The 13,931-nt window shown below is 63.1% G+C and carries 19 protein-coding genes; 4 read left to right on the top strand and 15 right to left on the bottom strand.

The annotated features are described in order from the left end of the window. From AC3WVS_RS20210 to AC3WVS_RS20140, 15 genes are all read right to left on the bottom strand, one after another. On the bottom strand, positions 1-615 hold the full coding sequence (locus AC3WVS_RS20210; RefSeq protein WP_492320074.1) for a phage tail protein I: 615 nt from the start codon (positions 613-615) through the stop codon (positions 1-3). Continuing rightward, entirely contained in the window at positions 608-1,522 is a 915-nt protein-coding gene (locus tag AC3WVS_RS20205) for a baseplate J/gp47 family protein (protein WP_492320073.1), read from the bottom strand. Before AC3WVS_RS20205 ends, AC3WVS_RS20210 begins: the two co-directional genes overlap by 8 nt. Continuing rightward, complete coding sequence (locus AC3WVS_RS20200; RefSeq protein ID WP_492320072.1) at positions 1,519-1,881, bottom strand: GPW/gp25 family protein; 363 nt, start codon at positions 1,879-1,881, stop codon at positions 1,519-1,521. The genes AC3WVS_RS20205 and AC3WVS_RS20200 overlap by 4 nt, the downstream gene beginning before the upstream one ends. Further along, positions 1,878-2,495 (bottom strand): phage baseplate assembly protein V, encoded by a 618-nt coding sequence (locus tag AC3WVS_RS20195; RefSeq protein WP_492320071.1) that lies wholly within the window; start codon positions 2,493-2,495, stop codon positions 1,878-1,880. The genes AC3WVS_RS20200 and AC3WVS_RS20195 overlap by 4 nt, the downstream gene beginning before the upstream one ends. A gap of 97 nt (positions 2,496-2,592) precedes the next feature. Then, positions 2,593-3,039: a phage virion morphogenesis protein gene (locus tag AC3WVS_RS20190; RefSeq protein ID WP_492320070.1), complete on the bottom strand. Its 447-nt coding sequence runs from the start codon at positions 3,037-3,039 to the stop codon at positions 2,593-2,595. Continuing rightward, positions 3,036-3,476 (bottom strand): phage tail protein, encoded by a 441-nt coding sequence (locus AC3WVS_RS20185; protein WP_492320069.1) that lies wholly within the window; start codon positions 3,474-3,476, stop codon positions 3,036-3,038. The genes AC3WVS_RS20190 and AC3WVS_RS20185 overlap by 4 nt, the downstream gene beginning before the upstream one ends. After that, positions 3,473-3,982 carry a hypothetical protein gene (locus tag AC3WVS_RS20180; RefSeq protein WP_492320068.1) on the bottom strand — a complete coding sequence of 170 codons (510 nt, stop codon included), beginning with the start codon at positions 3,980-3,982 and terminating at the stop codon, positions 3,473-3,475. Before AC3WVS_RS20180 ends, AC3WVS_RS20185 begins: the two co-directional genes overlap by 4 nt. Further along, on the bottom strand, positions 3,979-4,785 hold the full coding sequence (locus tag AC3WVS_RS20175) for an N-acetylmuramidase domain-containing protein (RefSeq protein WP_492320067.1): 807 nt from the start codon (positions 4,783-4,785) through the stop codon (positions 3,979-3,981). The genes AC3WVS_RS20180 and AC3WVS_RS20175 overlap by 4 nt, the downstream gene beginning before the upstream one ends. Further along, positions 4,763-5,110: a phage holin family protein gene (locus AC3WVS_RS20170; RefSeq protein ID WP_492320066.1), complete on the bottom strand. Its 348-nt coding sequence runs from the start codon at positions 5,108-5,110 to the stop codon at positions 4,763-4,765. The genes AC3WVS_RS20175 and AC3WVS_RS20170 overlap by 23 nt, the downstream gene beginning before the upstream one ends. Next, the gene (locus tag AC3WVS_RS20165) at positions 5,107-5,496 is read right to left on the bottom strand and encodes a putative holin (RefSeq protein ID WP_492320065.1); all 390 of its coding nucleotides are present in this window, start codon (positions 5,494-5,496) and stop codon (positions 5,107-5,109) included. The genes AC3WVS_RS20170 and AC3WVS_RS20165 overlap by 4 nt, the downstream gene beginning before the upstream one ends. A gap of 16 nt (positions 5,497-5,512) precedes the next feature. After that, a complete protein-coding gene (locus AC3WVS_RS20160; RefSeq protein WP_492320064.1) occupies positions 5,513-5,716 on the bottom strand; it encodes a tail protein X in 204 nt (67 codons plus the stop codon). Beyond that, complete coding sequence (locus tag AC3WVS_RS20155) at positions 5,716-6,183, bottom strand: head completion/stabilization protein (protein ID WP_492320063.1); 468 nt, start codon at positions 6,181-6,183, stop codon at positions 5,716-5,718. Before AC3WVS_RS20155 ends, AC3WVS_RS20160 begins: the two co-directional genes overlap by 1 nt. Positions 6,184-6,294: 111 nt before the next feature. Next, on the bottom strand, positions 6,295-7,017 hold the full coding sequence (locus tag AC3WVS_RS20150) for a phage terminase small subunit (protein ID WP_492320062.1): 723 nt from the start codon (positions 7,015-7,017) through the stop codon (positions 6,295-6,297). Beyond that, positions 7,014-8,036, bottom strand: coding sequence for a phage major capsid protein, P2 family (locus AC3WVS_RS20145; protein WP_492320061.1), 1,023 nt, complete (start codon positions 8,034-8,036; stop codon positions 7,014-7,016). Before AC3WVS_RS20145 ends, AC3WVS_RS20150 begins: the two co-directional genes overlap by 4 nt. A gap of 49 nt (positions 8,037-8,085) precedes the next feature. Continuing rightward, positions 8,086-8,937 carry a GPO family capsid scaffolding protein gene (locus tag AC3WVS_RS20140; RefSeq protein ID WP_492320133.1) on the bottom strand — a complete coding sequence of 284 codons (852 nt, stop codon included), beginning with the start codon at positions 8,935-8,937 and terminating at the stop codon, positions 8,086-8,088. A 150-nt stretch (positions 8,938-9,087) separates the two neighbouring features. On the opposite strand from AC3WVS_RS20140, the gene AC3WVS_RS20135 reads away from it, so the two are divergent. The 4 genes from AC3WVS_RS20135 to AC3WVS_RS20120 all read left to right on the top strand — a co-directional run bounded on the left by AC3WVS_RS20135 (position 9,088) and on the right by AC3WVS_RS20120 (position 13,077). Further along, positions 9,088-10,869, top strand: a complete 1,782-nt coding sequence (locus AC3WVS_RS20135) for a terminase ATPase subunit family protein (RefSeq protein WP_492320060.1) — start codon at positions 9,088-9,090, stop codon at positions 10,867-10,869. Then, entirely contained in the window at positions 10,866-11,933 is a 1,068-nt protein-coding gene (locus AC3WVS_RS20130; protein ID WP_492320059.1) for a phage portal protein, read from the top strand. The genes AC3WVS_RS20135 and AC3WVS_RS20130 overlap by 4 nt, the downstream gene beginning before the upstream one ends. 73 nt (positions 11,934-12,006) lie before the next feature. After that, positions 12,007-12,495, top strand: a complete 489-nt coding sequence (locus AC3WVS_RS20125) for a hypothetical protein (RefSeq protein WP_492320058.1) — start codon at positions 12,007-12,009, stop codon at positions 12,493-12,495. A 6-nt stretch (positions 12,496-12,501) separates the two neighbouring features. Continuing rightward, positions 12,502-13,077, top strand: a complete 576-nt coding sequence (locus tag AC3WVS_RS20120; RefSeq protein ID WP_492320057.1) for a hypothetical protein — start codon at positions 12,502-12,504, stop codon at positions 13,075-13,077. Positions 13,078-13,931 lie beyond the last annotated feature (854 nt).

The following is a 13,931-nucleotide window of genomic DNA, read 5'->3' as shown; positions in this document are numbered from 1 at the left end:
TTACAGATGGTTGACGGTAATCGTGTCGATAAGGTGCGCAGCGCCGGCATAGAACGACGCACCCGCGACCTCGACTGGTTCCGGGGAATAGGGGTAGACGGTAATGACGTCGCCCAGAAGCGGCGCACCGGTGTAGCGGACGGCACCGCGCGTCTCGACGCTGATGGCTAAACCGGCCAGGTGTCGGGAAAGCGGCTTGGCGTCGTCAATCAGGCGCTCCAGTTCCGCATACATTTCTTCTGTGATGCCGGTATCCATCACGCCCACGTCGAGATGGAAGGTGCCGCGCGCCCCATCTGGCGTCATGTCGTACCAGGGCACCACGCGGATCAGGTAACCAAGAGGCTCTATGGCACGGCGAATAGCCCCGATAGTGCCTTTGCGCTGGTGCACGAAGAACGAAGCGTCGATCACCGCTCGCTTGGTCCCTTCTGACCAGTTCGGATCCCAGCGATCCACAGAGCGTTCCCAGGCGAGGAAGGGCAGGACACTCGCCGGACACTTCGTGGCGTCGCCCAGATCCCGAATGGGCACCGGGATGCGCTCGATAGCTGCGCCGGCCGTGGCGATGTTCCGCTCCACTGGTGTGGCGTTGGGCGGCAGGAGCTTAGTCACGGGCGCCCCCATCTACGACGTTCACCCCGGTGCAATAGGCCGCTTGCGTCTCGTCGAGCACGACATCTTCTGAAGGCAGCCGTATCTCGACGCGCGAGACGCCCTCGGCGAACAGCGCGCTGTTGATGGCCGAGCGGTCGATGTCGCGTCCCAGCCGGCGGCTGTCCTTCCGGTAGGCGTCCAGCCGCTTCGCCGCCTCGGCCAATACAGGCTCCCGCTCCGGGCCGTTGGTCTTTGTGAAGACGGTGGCGTCGATCTCGTAGTGCGTGATCTGGGCAGACTGGATCGTCAGGCGGTCCGCCAAGGGCCTGACATCTTCATCGGAGAGCGCAACGGCGACGTTGTCCAGCACGTCCTGCCCAACGCTGCCGTCGCCATCGATACCGAGCACCGTAATGACCACTTCGCACGGCGCCGGACTGATTGCACTGACGTCGGCGATACGTCCGTCCGCACTACGCGCATGAAATTTGTAGCCTTCGCGCGGCCCGGCCGTGGACAGCCCTTCAAATGCGAGCTGGGTGCGTTCGGTCAGCGAATCGTCCTCTTCCATCACCGCCGCCGTGGGCGGCTCGGTGGTGTCGTCTTCGGGCGTCACCACCAGGCGTTCCACGTTGTAGTTGGCGGCAACGTGTTCGAGATCATTGCCCTTGGCATAGGCCAGCATGCGGGCGCGCGATGCGTCATTGACGCGCTGACGCAGGATGGTCTCCCGGTATGCGTTCTCTTCAATCAGCTTCACCACCGGCTCGGATTCAAGTTCCAGCGTCATGGCAACGTCGGCTTGCTGGTCGGCAGGGTAGAGACTGATGTAGTACGCCTTGCGTTCCGCAACGATAGTCTCGTAGTCGATGTTCTCGACTACGTCCGGCACCGGCAGGCGTGAGAGGTCGATGGGCGTTGTCATGGCTTGGCCTCGCGCAGGGGAATGGAAAGCGTGCCGAGCGGTGTGCCACGGGCGCCGTCGACGCGATCAGCATCCAGATCCACTGTCATCGCGCCTTCGCCGTCGATCACGAACGATGCGGAGTTGACCTCCACCCGAGGTTCCCATTTCACAATGGCTGCAACCGCAGCAGACATGACGCGCAGGCGCGTGACATCGTTCAGGGGCTGGTCGATCAGCATCGGCACTTGGGAGCCGTATGTGCGCCGCATAGGGCGCGAGCCCTCCGGAGTGGTGATGATGTCGCGGATGGATTGCCAGATGTGCGCCAAATCGCTGATGGCGCGGCCGGTGGCGCTGTTGAGGCCGAGGTAGGTCATCGCGTGCCCTCCGTCCAGACGCCACCGCGCTGCACCCCCCCGTGGCCGTGGTCATCGAGCACCACGCCGTTCGACGAGAGCTTGCCGTCCTCGTGGTTGAAGTCGCCGGTGATGACGTTGCCATTGGCGCCGCCTTTGCCCGCGATGCCGTTCTGGTAGGAGAGCAGGCCCTTTACAGTCACGTCGCCGTCGAACGTGGTGTCCGGGCACTTCACCACCACGCTGGTTGCGGCTTCCAAGATGACCTTCTGAATGCCGGCCAGCGACAGGGTGCCGGCGGAATGGTTGTAGGTCGTCGTCGCGCCATCGGGAAACAGCGTGACCGTCTCGTCCGGGCTATGGCTGGGCGTGTCGTTATCGTCCGAAGGGATGCCGCACAACACGATGCCGTTGCGCAGCTCGCCGCTGGGGCAGAAGAGCAACACCTGCTCGCCAACGGTCGGCGGACTCCATGTGCGCGTGCCGCCCGCGCGGCGCTCTGCCCAGGGTAGCCAGTCGGTGTCGAGGCCGCCTGATTTGATGCGAACGCGCGGCGGCTTGCCATGCTGGATCTCGGCAACGGTGCCGGTGCGCAGCAGGTTCTCGATCAGTCGGAGGATTTCAGCGGTGTCCATACCCCCTAGCGTGCCTTGCGCGCGCGTGGCGGTCACTCGAATGGTGTTGTGCGAAGAGGCGCAACAACAAGCGGCGCTCTTGCAGTCTGCAGTGACCTCAGGACGCCACGTGGGCTAGCACCATGTCGGCTAGTCGGTCGACATCGTTCTTTTCGAAGCCGAGCAGCTCGCGCTTGGCGTACTGGACTTCGAGGCCGCCCTTGTTCACGCGGTCGCGCAGGCCGAACTGGTGGACTGCCGCAATTCGCTCGGCCCTTCCAACGAAGACCACCACCGCGCTATTTGGGTCCGACTGTGCCTTCATGAAGCGGGAAGTGCGCAGACGCATGAACATGGCGCGGCGGACGCGGCCGGCACGTTGCCTCAGGCGCGGCTTGCGCGGCTCATAGGCAGAACCATCGGAATTGCGCTGCTCTGCGATCCGAACCGTCTGCCGGCGCCGCAGCTCATTGGCCACGGCACGCAGGAGGGTGCGGCGTTCGCTGGCGTCGAGCTTGTGCAACAACGCACCTGCCCACGCCGTCAGGTCTTCGAGACTGTTCACGGCGCAGGCAGCTTCCAGCCGGACGGGTCGTCGTACTCGTTTGCGGGTTCCGGGGCATGCGTCACTTGGTAGCGCCCATCGAACACCTTGACGATCACCCGTTCGGTCAGCGGAATCCGCATCAGCAGGTCGACGCAGTTGTGATTCAGGATGTCGGTCTCGAACTTGAAGCCATCGGGCCGCCTGTCCGGGTTCGTGAACAGCTCCGGCTGGTGTTCACGCAGCCAGGCCATCACCGGCACAGTGATCGTGTCCGCGCTCTCCGCAAAGTCCGTCACGAGCAGCGTCAGCGTGTACTGATACTCGAATGAGATCGTCTTCGCGCCAGTGGCCACCACGCGGCCCTCTTCCACGAACAGGTGCAGCTTGTCCGGGTTGCGCTTCAGGTCCGGCACGACAGCGGTGATCGCCGCGCGCAGCTCTACGGGCTTTCTCATTGCGATGGCTCCCCGATGATCGTCACGCCTTGCGCGCGCAGCGTGTCCTGCAGCGCTGTCAGCCGAGCGGCATTGATGTGGCCGGTGGTGTAGTTGTCGGCGACGGTGCCGGCGACGGCAGAGAGCGGAACCCCTGAGGGGGCCGCATCAGCGTCTCCTGAATCCGAATCGAGCACGCTACCGGTGGCGGCGGCGTCGTGCAGGCGGACAAAGCCACCAGGCACAGTACAAGCGGCATCAGCTTCGATGGTGACATAACGGGGAATCTCCTTGACGATGGTGTCGCCCTTCACGTGGATGGTCTGCACGCGGTCGACGTACTTGGTGACTTCGACAACACCCGCATCGGTGCTGTCGAGCTGGGCGCGCAGCGATGCCACCATGGTTTCCGATGCGTCGGCACGGCGCACGGTTTCCCGGTACCGGTCGGTGAACCAGGCACCGGCACCGGCCGCCGCCAGCAGGGTGACGACCGTGCCCAAGGCGATAGCGAGCGGCCGATTCATGCGGGCACCTGTTCCTCGGCCTCGTACCGCGTGAAGGCACGGGCCAGCTTTACGTCGTAGAGGTTGTCTTTGTACGCCGGGCCGTTGTAGCCAGAGGCAAACGCGGCCCACTTCAGACCCTTCAGCGCCTTGTGGAGGGCGGGGTCCGTCGCGATGAACTGTACGAAGGCATCGAGCTGCTGGGATTCGCCGCTGCGCATGGCATCGGCAAAGGCATGCACGTTGGCATAGCCAAGGCGCTCCCAGTGGTAGCCCATGATCTGAAACAGGCCCCAGCTCGCCGAGGCGAGCGCGCATGCCTGGTCAAGCCCGGCGGCCTGCGCCAGCCGCATATGCTCCGCGGCCTTGCCCATGTATCCGCCGCGTACCGGGTTGACGATGTTCGGATACTGGCGGGCGAGCTGGTCCGCGTCATGGCCGGCGGCGCGCAACTGCCGGTACATGATGTGGCGCTCGAAAAGGATCACCGGCCGGCCGTCAGGCAGGAATCCCGATCCTTGGCTCTCCACTTCATTGACCGCGCGGACGGCGGCCAGCTTCACGTCCAGCGTTGCCGCCGCCCGGCGCAGATCCTCGGCGCCGAGATGGTCGGGGCTGCGCCCGTCGAGCTGCAGGGCCAGCAGCGTCTTGTTGCCGACCACCCCATCTACGACCAGGCCGTAGCGGGCCTGCACCACCACAACGGCCGCCGCAGTCGCGTCATCGAATGCGCCGGTCAGCTCAATGCGGGCGCCACGCACGCGCAGCAGGCGCTGCAACTCGCGTACCTCGGCGCCTACGTCACCGCGTCGCAGTAGCGTCATTGCTAGATCTCCGAAGCACGCGCAGCAGCAGGGACTCGCCATCACCATCCGGATCGAGGCCGGTAATGCGGAACAGCTCGACCACGTTGCCGCGCACGGCATAGATGGCAATGCAGAGGACGGCGGTGATGCCGTTGAGCGCCAGCAGCGCCCATTCATACCGTTCGAACGCAACGCCGATGGCGACGGCGCCGGCCATGACGATCACGGCGTAGGCAAGCCGTGCGGCCCACGGGCGATGCGCGGCGCCATTGCGGCGGAAGAACAGCAGCCGGATGGCGATCAGGGCGCACAGCAGCGCCTGAAACACGTAGAGCGTCTTCACTTGGCACCTCCGTCGCTGTTGCCCCGGAAGAGCGCCACCAGGCGGTCGCCGTTGTCGGCAAGCCGGATAAGCGCCAGCAGCAGCTTCACGAGCACGGCCGATGCCACCAGCGCGCCCACGCCGTGGCTGACTTCGGTGTCGGCCGGCAGGATGCGGGCGATCAGCGATGCGGCCAGCGGCGCGGCGAGCCAGCCCATCACGATGGACAGCATGAGGAAGGCAATCTTCTTGCCGGTGGTCAGCTCGTCCGAGTTCAGGGCAAAGACTGCGGCGCCCGCAAACGCGCCCAGCACTGTGGCCGCGTCGACGCCTGGCACCAGCGTGATCGCGCCGATGCCCGTCACGGCGAGGGCGGCCGTCGAGCTGGCGGAGATGGGTTCAGCCATGATTCATTCCTTGGGGTCAGTCCCAGAGCTGGACGCGCGGCACGTCAGCCTGCTGGGGTAGGTCGGGCAGGTCTACGACCGTGCCGTGGGGAAGAACCGGGCCGAGATCGGCCAGGCCCCTGTTTGCGTCGAGAACCGCCTCGGTGATGCCGGCGGTCTGGCCGTAGATGCGATGACAGATCGCATCCACGGTGTCGCCCTGCATGGCTATCACTCGCATCAGATCAGCTCCACCGTGCTGCGCGGCCGGCCCACGATGTCGCTTGTGGCCCATCGCGCGTCGCGCCGCAGATCCTCGACCGCCTGCATCAGCGCCTCTGCTTTGCGGTCGCCGGCCGCCGTGGCGTCGTAGTCCCGGTATCGCTCGATCAGCCCGGCACGTGCCTCGCAGTAGACCGCCCGCAGGTAGCGATGCACGTGCGCGGACTTCCCGTCGATCTGCCTCACCGGCACCGCCTCCAGCGTCTCGTAGCCCGCCGCCTGCTGCTCGACCCGCCACACAGCCAGATCCTTGTTCACGGACAGCGCCGCTTCGACCAGGGCGCCCCGCAGGCGCTCGGCCGTCACAGTGCCGTCCTGCCGCATGGCCTCGGTCGCCGTGTCGACATCGATGTCGGGGAAGAATCCATCGTTGGCGATCAGGTTCTGACCGGATGCGGCCGGCTCGGATGCAAAGAATGAGGACATGGGTACGCAGTCGCTATGTGGAGGCGGTGGACGGGGTGACCGGTCGGGTTGGCCTTGCGGCGCGCCCATGGGGCACCCCGTGCCGCCTGATGCGCGGGGTCACGCTCGGTGTCAGCCCGTGCCTTCCTCCTGAGAGGCGGCGGGGCCGGCATTCTTGATGTCACGCTCCAGGCGTTCGATATCCTTTTTCACGCCCACCTTGTCGTGGAGCTGCAGGGCACGTTGCAGTTGGTCGAGTGCGAAGCGCCGGCACGTCTGCTGCTGCACCGCCGACTTCAGGCCGTCGACCTGAGCCAGCGCCACATAGCCCAGCGCCTTGTGGAGCTTGGCGCGCACTTCGTCTGGCATGTCTTGGCCTTCCACGAGCTGCATCACCTCGGCCAGCGCTTGGGCGTCGACCGGCTGGCCGGCCTCGGCCGCCTTGATGGCCATCGCCGCGTATTCTTCTGCGATCAGGCAAGCCGTGGTGCGTTGATACTGGTCGGGCATGACCAGGCCGTGGCGGATGCCATAGCGCGCGAGGGGCAGGGCGCCGGCAAAGTCGCCGACATCGATGTGCCAGACCATAACGGTCATGAACACTTCATCCTGCACGCCCGTATCCGCCTCCAGCGTGCCCTGCACCCAATCGGAGTACTCGGGCAGCATCTTGCGCTTGGCATCGGCCTTGCGTTCGATGGACTGGATCTGTTTCAAGGCGCGCTTGTGCTCGGCGAGCTGCGCGAGCATCAGTTCGTGGCCAGTGGCATGCCGCAACGGATTGGCTGCGGCCGAAGCCGCCGCCACCGAGGCCGCCGTCGCGCGCAGGAAGTGCTTGCGGGCGGGGCTCGTCATTCCTGCACCACGATGTTTTCGGCCATGGCTGCGCAGGCCAGGTCTTCGATCACGTACGCATCGTTGCTCGACTCGTAGTTCTCGATGCGGTCACGCTTGGCGTTGTCGAGGATGGTGCGACGGCGTGCACCCTCCTGCCAGTAGATGGACAGGTTGTCGAGGCGCGTGACCATCAACGCATTCGGCGGGAAGTACGGCACCCGAACGGCCGGCAGGTTGCCGATACGCTTCTGGCTGATGATCATGTCCGCAGCGATCTTCTGGGTGGGGTCGCGGTCCTTGTTCAACAGCGGGAAATACTTGTCGGCCAGGAGCTGGCGGCCGCAGATCACCACAAGATCCGGATCTTCCGCGTACCACGGGGCGATGAGGTGGTTGACCACATCGAACACCAGGGCGTCGAGGCTCGCGTAGTCGCGGGTGGCGTCGGTGTCATCGCCACCGACCACGATCTTGCCGGCGGCCTTGCCGTCAGCCATCACGCGCTCTGCCGCTTCTTCGCGCAGGTGTTGCAACCAGCCCTTGTTGACGTCTTGCAGCATCGGATTGGCTGCACGGTCGGACGTCGCGGCGCGGGCGATGCCGTTAAAGCCGATCAAGATGCGGTCCAGCGCTTGGCGGCGCAGGATGGCGTCACGAATGCGCGTCTGGAAGTCGGCGAACTTCGCCCACGCGTCCAGGCGCTGGTAGGTGATGTGCGTGTCCGAGTTGGTCTGCTCGCAACGGTACTTGCGGCCGTCCAGCGTCGCGATATCGCTGGTCTGCCGGTCCTTGACCGTTGTGTCGGTGGTGCCAGCGACCGGGCCGGACACGCCGAGGCCGATCTTCTCGCCTTCTTGTTCGACCACGCCATGAACGTTGATCTGCTGCAGGAACTCGCTGGATTCCTGCACCTTGGTTTCCAATCGCTGCTGGACGCTCGGCTGCACGCTGAACTTGCGGTCAACGCGTTCAACGCCGTTCAATTGGGCGATTTCGCCTTCGTACGCCGTGTAGAGGCGACGGGTATCGTTACGCATAGAGTTGGCTCCGGGGTATGGGTTATGGAGTCGCTGTCCGGGTGCCGGCTCAGCAGTCGGTCTTGATTGCGGCGTCGCCGCTGCCGCCCGTGGCAGGCGGCCGCTTCGTGAACGTCTCGGTCTTCTCCAGCTCGCCCTTGAGCGTGGAGAATTCCTTGCTCGTAGTGGTCTGGTTCTCCTGCAGCTTGTCCACCTGTCCGGCCACGGTCTCAACGACCGTCAGCAACTTGCTGAAGTTGTCGCTGATGCCCTTCACTTCAGCGGCCAGTGCCGTCACCGCTTCGTTGGTGTCAGCGTGCTTCGCTTCGTTGGTGGCGTCGCTCTTGTCCTGACGCGAGAAGATGCGCTTGAGGGATGCCGAAAGGCTGGGCGAATCCTTACCTTTCTCCACAGGCTTTTCTTCGCTGAAGTCGAGCGTGACTTCCACGGCTTCGGTGAACAGGTTCTGCGGATCCTGTTTGCGCTCGGCCAGCGGATTGACCTTGGCTTTGGCGCTGAAGGCCAGCATCTCGCAGCCCAGGCTTGCCGGGTTGTCGGTCACTGCCAGACCGGTCAGATATGCCTCGCCAGTGTCGGCAAAGTCCGGGTTCACCTCCATCGAGCAGAACACCTTCTGCCGTGCCTTGTTGAAGGCCACCAGCTCGGCCGTGGGATCGAGCTGCGCGAAGAGGCGCATCTTGCCGTCCTGTTCCTCAGCCTTGAGCGCGATCACGTCGCCGTAAGCCTTGAACAGGCCCGTCGGGTCGTAGCCGCGAATGTGTTCCATGTTGATGCGTGCGCCATACGTCGCGGGGTCGTAGCTGGCGGCCATCTGCACGATCATTTGACGATCGATCACGCGCCCGTCGCTGGTCGCGCCTTCGGTGGCGATGCGGAAAAACTTCGTGTTCTTGCCGGCCATGGGTTCCTCTTCGGTGGTGGTTCGGTGTGGTGTGTTCGTGCTGCCATGTTCGGCGGGCCACCGCGCGCGGGCAACGCAATTGTGTTGTGCATGCGGCAGTGACAACACGCACGACGTGGCACGCGCGCGCGCGGACGGTAGCGTTGCGGCATGACTACGCTTCCGCCCATCACCTCGCTTTCGCTGGACCCCGAGATGGAGCCGCGTCGCATTGCGCGCGCGCTCTATTGGCAGGGTTATCGCGTGGCGCGCATCGCCGAGATGCTCGGCAAGAAGCCGTCCACGATCCACAGCTGGAAGCAGCGCGAGCAGTGGGACCGGGCCGACGCCGTGACGCGCGTAGGTTCGAATCTCGAAACGCGCATGGCGCAACTGATTGCCAAGGAGAACAAGGAGGGGAAGGACTTCAAGGAGATCGACCTGCTCGGTCGGCAGATCGAACGCCTGGCACGCGTGCGCCGCTACGAGGACAGCGGCAACGAAGCGGACCTGAACCCGAAGGTAGCCAATCGGAACAAGGGGCCACGGCGCCAGCCCGAGCGCAACGCGATCAGCGAAGAGGAACTGGAGCAGATGGTCGACGCGTTCAAGGATTCGATGTTCGACTACCAGCGTGCCTGGTACGAAGCGGGTCTCACCGAGCGGATCCGCAACATCCTGAAGAGCCGCCAGATCGGTGCCACGTGGTACTTCGCGCGGGAAGCCTTCATTGATGCGCTGACCACGGGTCGCAATCAGATTTTCCTATCCGCCAGCAAGGCGCAGGCCCACGTCTTCAAGCAGTACATCATCCAGTTCGCGAAGGATGCGGCCGGCGTGGAGCTGAAGGGCGATCCGATGGTGTTGCCCAACGGGGCGACGCTGTATTTCCTCGGCACGAACGCACGTACCGCGCAGAGTTATCACGGCAACCTGTATCTGGACGAGTACTTCTGGATTCAGCGCTTCCAAGAGCTGCGCAAGGTTGCCTCCGGGATGGCCATCCACTCGAAGTGGCGGCAGACGTATTTCTCGACGCCTTCGAGCCTCGCCCACGAGGCGTACCCGTTCTGGTCTGGCGCGCTGTTCAATCGCGGCCGGAAGAAGGAAGACCACATCCGTGTGGATGTGAGCCACGCGAACCTGCAGCGCGGTCGGCGCTGCGCGGACGGTCAGTGGAAGCAGATCGTCACGGTGGAAGACGCCATCGCCGGTGGCTGCAACCTGTTCGACCTCGACCAGTTGCGGCTGGAGTACAGCGATGCGGACTTCGAGAATCTGCTGATGTGTGGCTTCATCGATGACACGGCATCCGTCTTCCCGCTCTCCATGCTCATGCGCGGCATGGTCGACAGTTGGGAGGTGTGGGAAGACTTCCGACACTGGTCGCCGCGGCCTTTTGGCAATCGTGAGGTGTGGGTTGGGTACGACCCGAACGGAGGCGGCGGCGACAGCGCAGCACTGGTGGTCGTGGCTCCCCCGCTCTTACCGGGCGGCAAGTTCCGCGTGCTGGAGAAACACCAGTTCCGTGGCATCGACTACGAAGAGCAGGCAACCGCCATCAAGCGCGTGACCGAGCGCTACAACGTGGCGTACATCGGCATCGATCGCACCGGCATTGGCGATGCCGTCTACCAGCTCGTGATCAAGTTCCGACCCGATGCCGAGGGCTTCACCTATTCCGTCGACGTGAAGACCGGCCTCGTACTGAAGGCGCACGACGTGATCAGCAAGGGGCGGCTGGAGTTCGACGCGGGCTGGACCGACTTCGCCGCGTCGTTCATGTCGATCAGGAAGACCACCACCGCAGCTGGCGGCCGTGTCACGTACCAGGCCGGCCGATCCGAAGAGACAAGCCACGCGGACCTCGCGTGGGCATGCATGCACGCCATCGCACACGAACCACTCGAAGGCGTTACCACCACCAATACCAGCATCATGGAGCTTTCATGACCCGTAAGAAACGAGGCCGCGCGCCGAATGTGAATCAGCACACGGCGCAGCCCAGCGAGCCGCCCGCGACCGCGCCGGCTTCGGCTGCTATGGAGGCATTCAGCTTTGGCGATCCGGTGGCCGTGCTCGACCGTCGCGAGCTGCTCGACTACATCGAGTGCCAGCGGGTGGGCGAATGGTTTGAGCCGCCGATGCCGTGGGACGGGTTGGCGCGTACGTTTCGCGCGGCCGTGCATAACAGCTCGCCCATCTACGTGAAGCGCAACATCCTCGTTTCGACATTCATCCCGCACAAGCTGCTGTCGCGCACTGCGTTTGCGCGCTGGGTGCAGGACTTTCTCGTGTTCGGCAACGGGTATCTGGAGCGCCGCGACAATGCGCTAGGTCGGCCGATGGCATTGGAGCCAGCGCTCGCGAAATACATGCGGCGCGGCACGGACCTTGCACGGTATTTCTTCGTGCAGAACTGGCAGGACAAGCACGAATTCAAACCGGGCAGCATCTTTCATCTGATGGAGCCGGACATCAACCAGGAGGTGTACGGCTTGCCCGAATACCTGTCGGCATTGAATGCGACCTGGCTGAATGAGTCAGCCACGTTGTTCCGCAGGCGCTACTACAAGAACGGCAGTCACGCAGGGTTCATCCTGTACATGACAGATGCCGCGCAGAAACAGGAAGACGTCGACAACCTGCGCGAGGCGCTCAAGAACAGCAAAGGGCCGGGCAATTTCCGCAACCTGTTCATGTACGCGCCCAATGGCAAGAAGGAAGGCATCCAGCTGATCCCAGTGTCGGAAGTCGCGGCTAAGGACGAGTTCTGGAACATCAAGAACGTGACCCGCGATGACCAGCTTGCCGCGCATCGCGTGCCGCCGCAGCTGATGGGCATCATTCCCCATAACACGGGCGGGTTCGGTGATGCAGGCAAGGCAGCCCTGGTGTTTGCGCGCAACGAGGTGAAGCCGCTGCAGGACCGGCTGATGGAAGTCAACGACTGGTTGGGGCAGACCGTAGTTCGGTTTGAACCGTATACGCTGGGTGCGGAGAACGCGCTTGCATAGCGTTTCGCGAAGGGCAAGGGCGGCATCGTACGCCGGTACAATTCCCGCGCAGCTTCACTACCGGGAGAATGGCATGGATCAGGCATACGCAGCGATAGGGCGCGCGGTGATCGCGATGCAGATGTTTGAGGTGGCCTTCGTGTCGATCCACGAAGGCTTTAAGATGACTACCGACCCCGCATACCTTCAGGCGACGAGCGGGATGATCGATGAGGCTCGGTATAAGAATGCAACGGCGAATGTGGTGAAGCTCCTCTCGCAGCGCGGGCAAATCGCCGCGGATCTGGAGGACCGGCTAAACACCCTAATCGGTAGCCGCAACGAACTCATGCACCGTTGGTATCTTCACAACGGCTGGCCGGCGAACGACGACAACGACCCGTCCAGCTATGCGGACGTGACTCACCTCGCGCAGTGGGTCCGTACCGAGGCAAATGCGATCACATATATGATGGCCGATTACATGCTGAAGTTCGCTAACCCGGACCAGCATGAAAAGGACCCTGAGGCGGCCAAGAAGGCAATCACCGAGCTGTTCCACCGAGTTCACGTGGACGGGTAGACGAACATGCTCGTGACAAAAATCGACGCTGCTAAGCGGCAACTCATTACTGCCATTCGTCTGTTCTTCGATGCCGGCGACCCCGTTTCCGTGTACTCGCTGGCATCGAACGCATGGGAGGTTATCGACGTGCTCTGCACGAGGGCCAGCGTGGAGAGCTTCTCCAAGCAGACGCGCGAAAATCTACCGGCCGGGCACACGCTCAAGTACTACATCAACGAGCCGTGTCGGAACTTCTTCAAGCACGCCGAGCAAGATCCGAACCCTGATAGCTCGGTCGAACTGCGCGAATCTGACGTCGCATCAATCCTGTTTCTGGCGGTGGAGGATTACATCAGGCTTCGGCAGGGCGGTCCCGTAGAGGCGCAGGTCTTTCAGGCATGGTTTATCGCCGTCTTCCCGGAGAAGGTCAGCGAAGATGATCCTGTGGCGCAATCAAAACTCGATATCGCCAAGCTCGCATTTCCCGGAATCGCCACACTTGGTGCGTCCGACCAGATTGCAATGGGGCGACAGTTACTGCAAGACGCGCGAAAAGATGCCGGCCTTGCGGCGGATCCAAAGACCGAATCAGGCTTCTGACAGGTCCACCCGTGAAAAGATTGCGGCCGTGTTGGGCATCGCGCCCCAGTAACTCGACTGGTATCACTCCCTTTACCTGGCCGCCGGTTGATGTGCCAGCATCCCCATAGAGGCGCGCCTAGCGCCTCTATTCCCTTCCGCCTCCTAGGTCACCTTCCGCATCACCGCGCGCGCTTGCGGGGCGCCATGGGCCGCCTCGCGCCTGCCAGCGGCATCGGCGCCGAGGGCCGGGCGCCGAATTTTCCTGCCAACCCCGACCTTGGACCCTCGGCGCGCGGTTGAGACCCCGCCTCACCCGGACGCTTCATCGAGTGGTTTTTATGCACCGACGCAACCACTCGCCGGTCGCGCCAGCACTGGGGCCGTGGGTGATCTACGCCGTGCATGCACTTACGCAGATTTACGCACCTCGCGCAGTGTCTTACACAGGAGGTACCACGCAGGTGACGGCCTCTGCTGACCAGGCCTGTTACAGGACCGGCGAAAGCTATGGAGCGGAGGCGTGTCAGGAAAAAGGTAACCTCGGTAACCTGCCCCGAAAATCAATGCTAACTCATTGATTTATAAGGATGCAGCAGGTTACCTACAAAAGGTAATCTGAGGTAACACAAAAGGTAACCTGTTCGTAAGTGATTGATTTTATTAGGGATGATGAACCGTAGAAGTTACCAAGACTAAAGGTAATCTGGTTACCCTAAAGTTACCCCAATGTTACCTTTTCCCTGAAACCCGCAAATCCTTACCTGACAAGGCTTTCCGGTCGATTCTCGTTCACGGGTTACCAAAGTTACCTTTTTCCCGACCCCCCACCGACTTTAGCCGAACCCCTGTTTTGTACTGTATATATATACAGT

Source organism: Cupriavidus sp. CPT47-8839-RL05A, from assembly GCF_058792255.1.
Note: the sequence above shows the minus strand (reverse complement) of the source record. Positions and strands in the feature narration are given on the sequence as shown.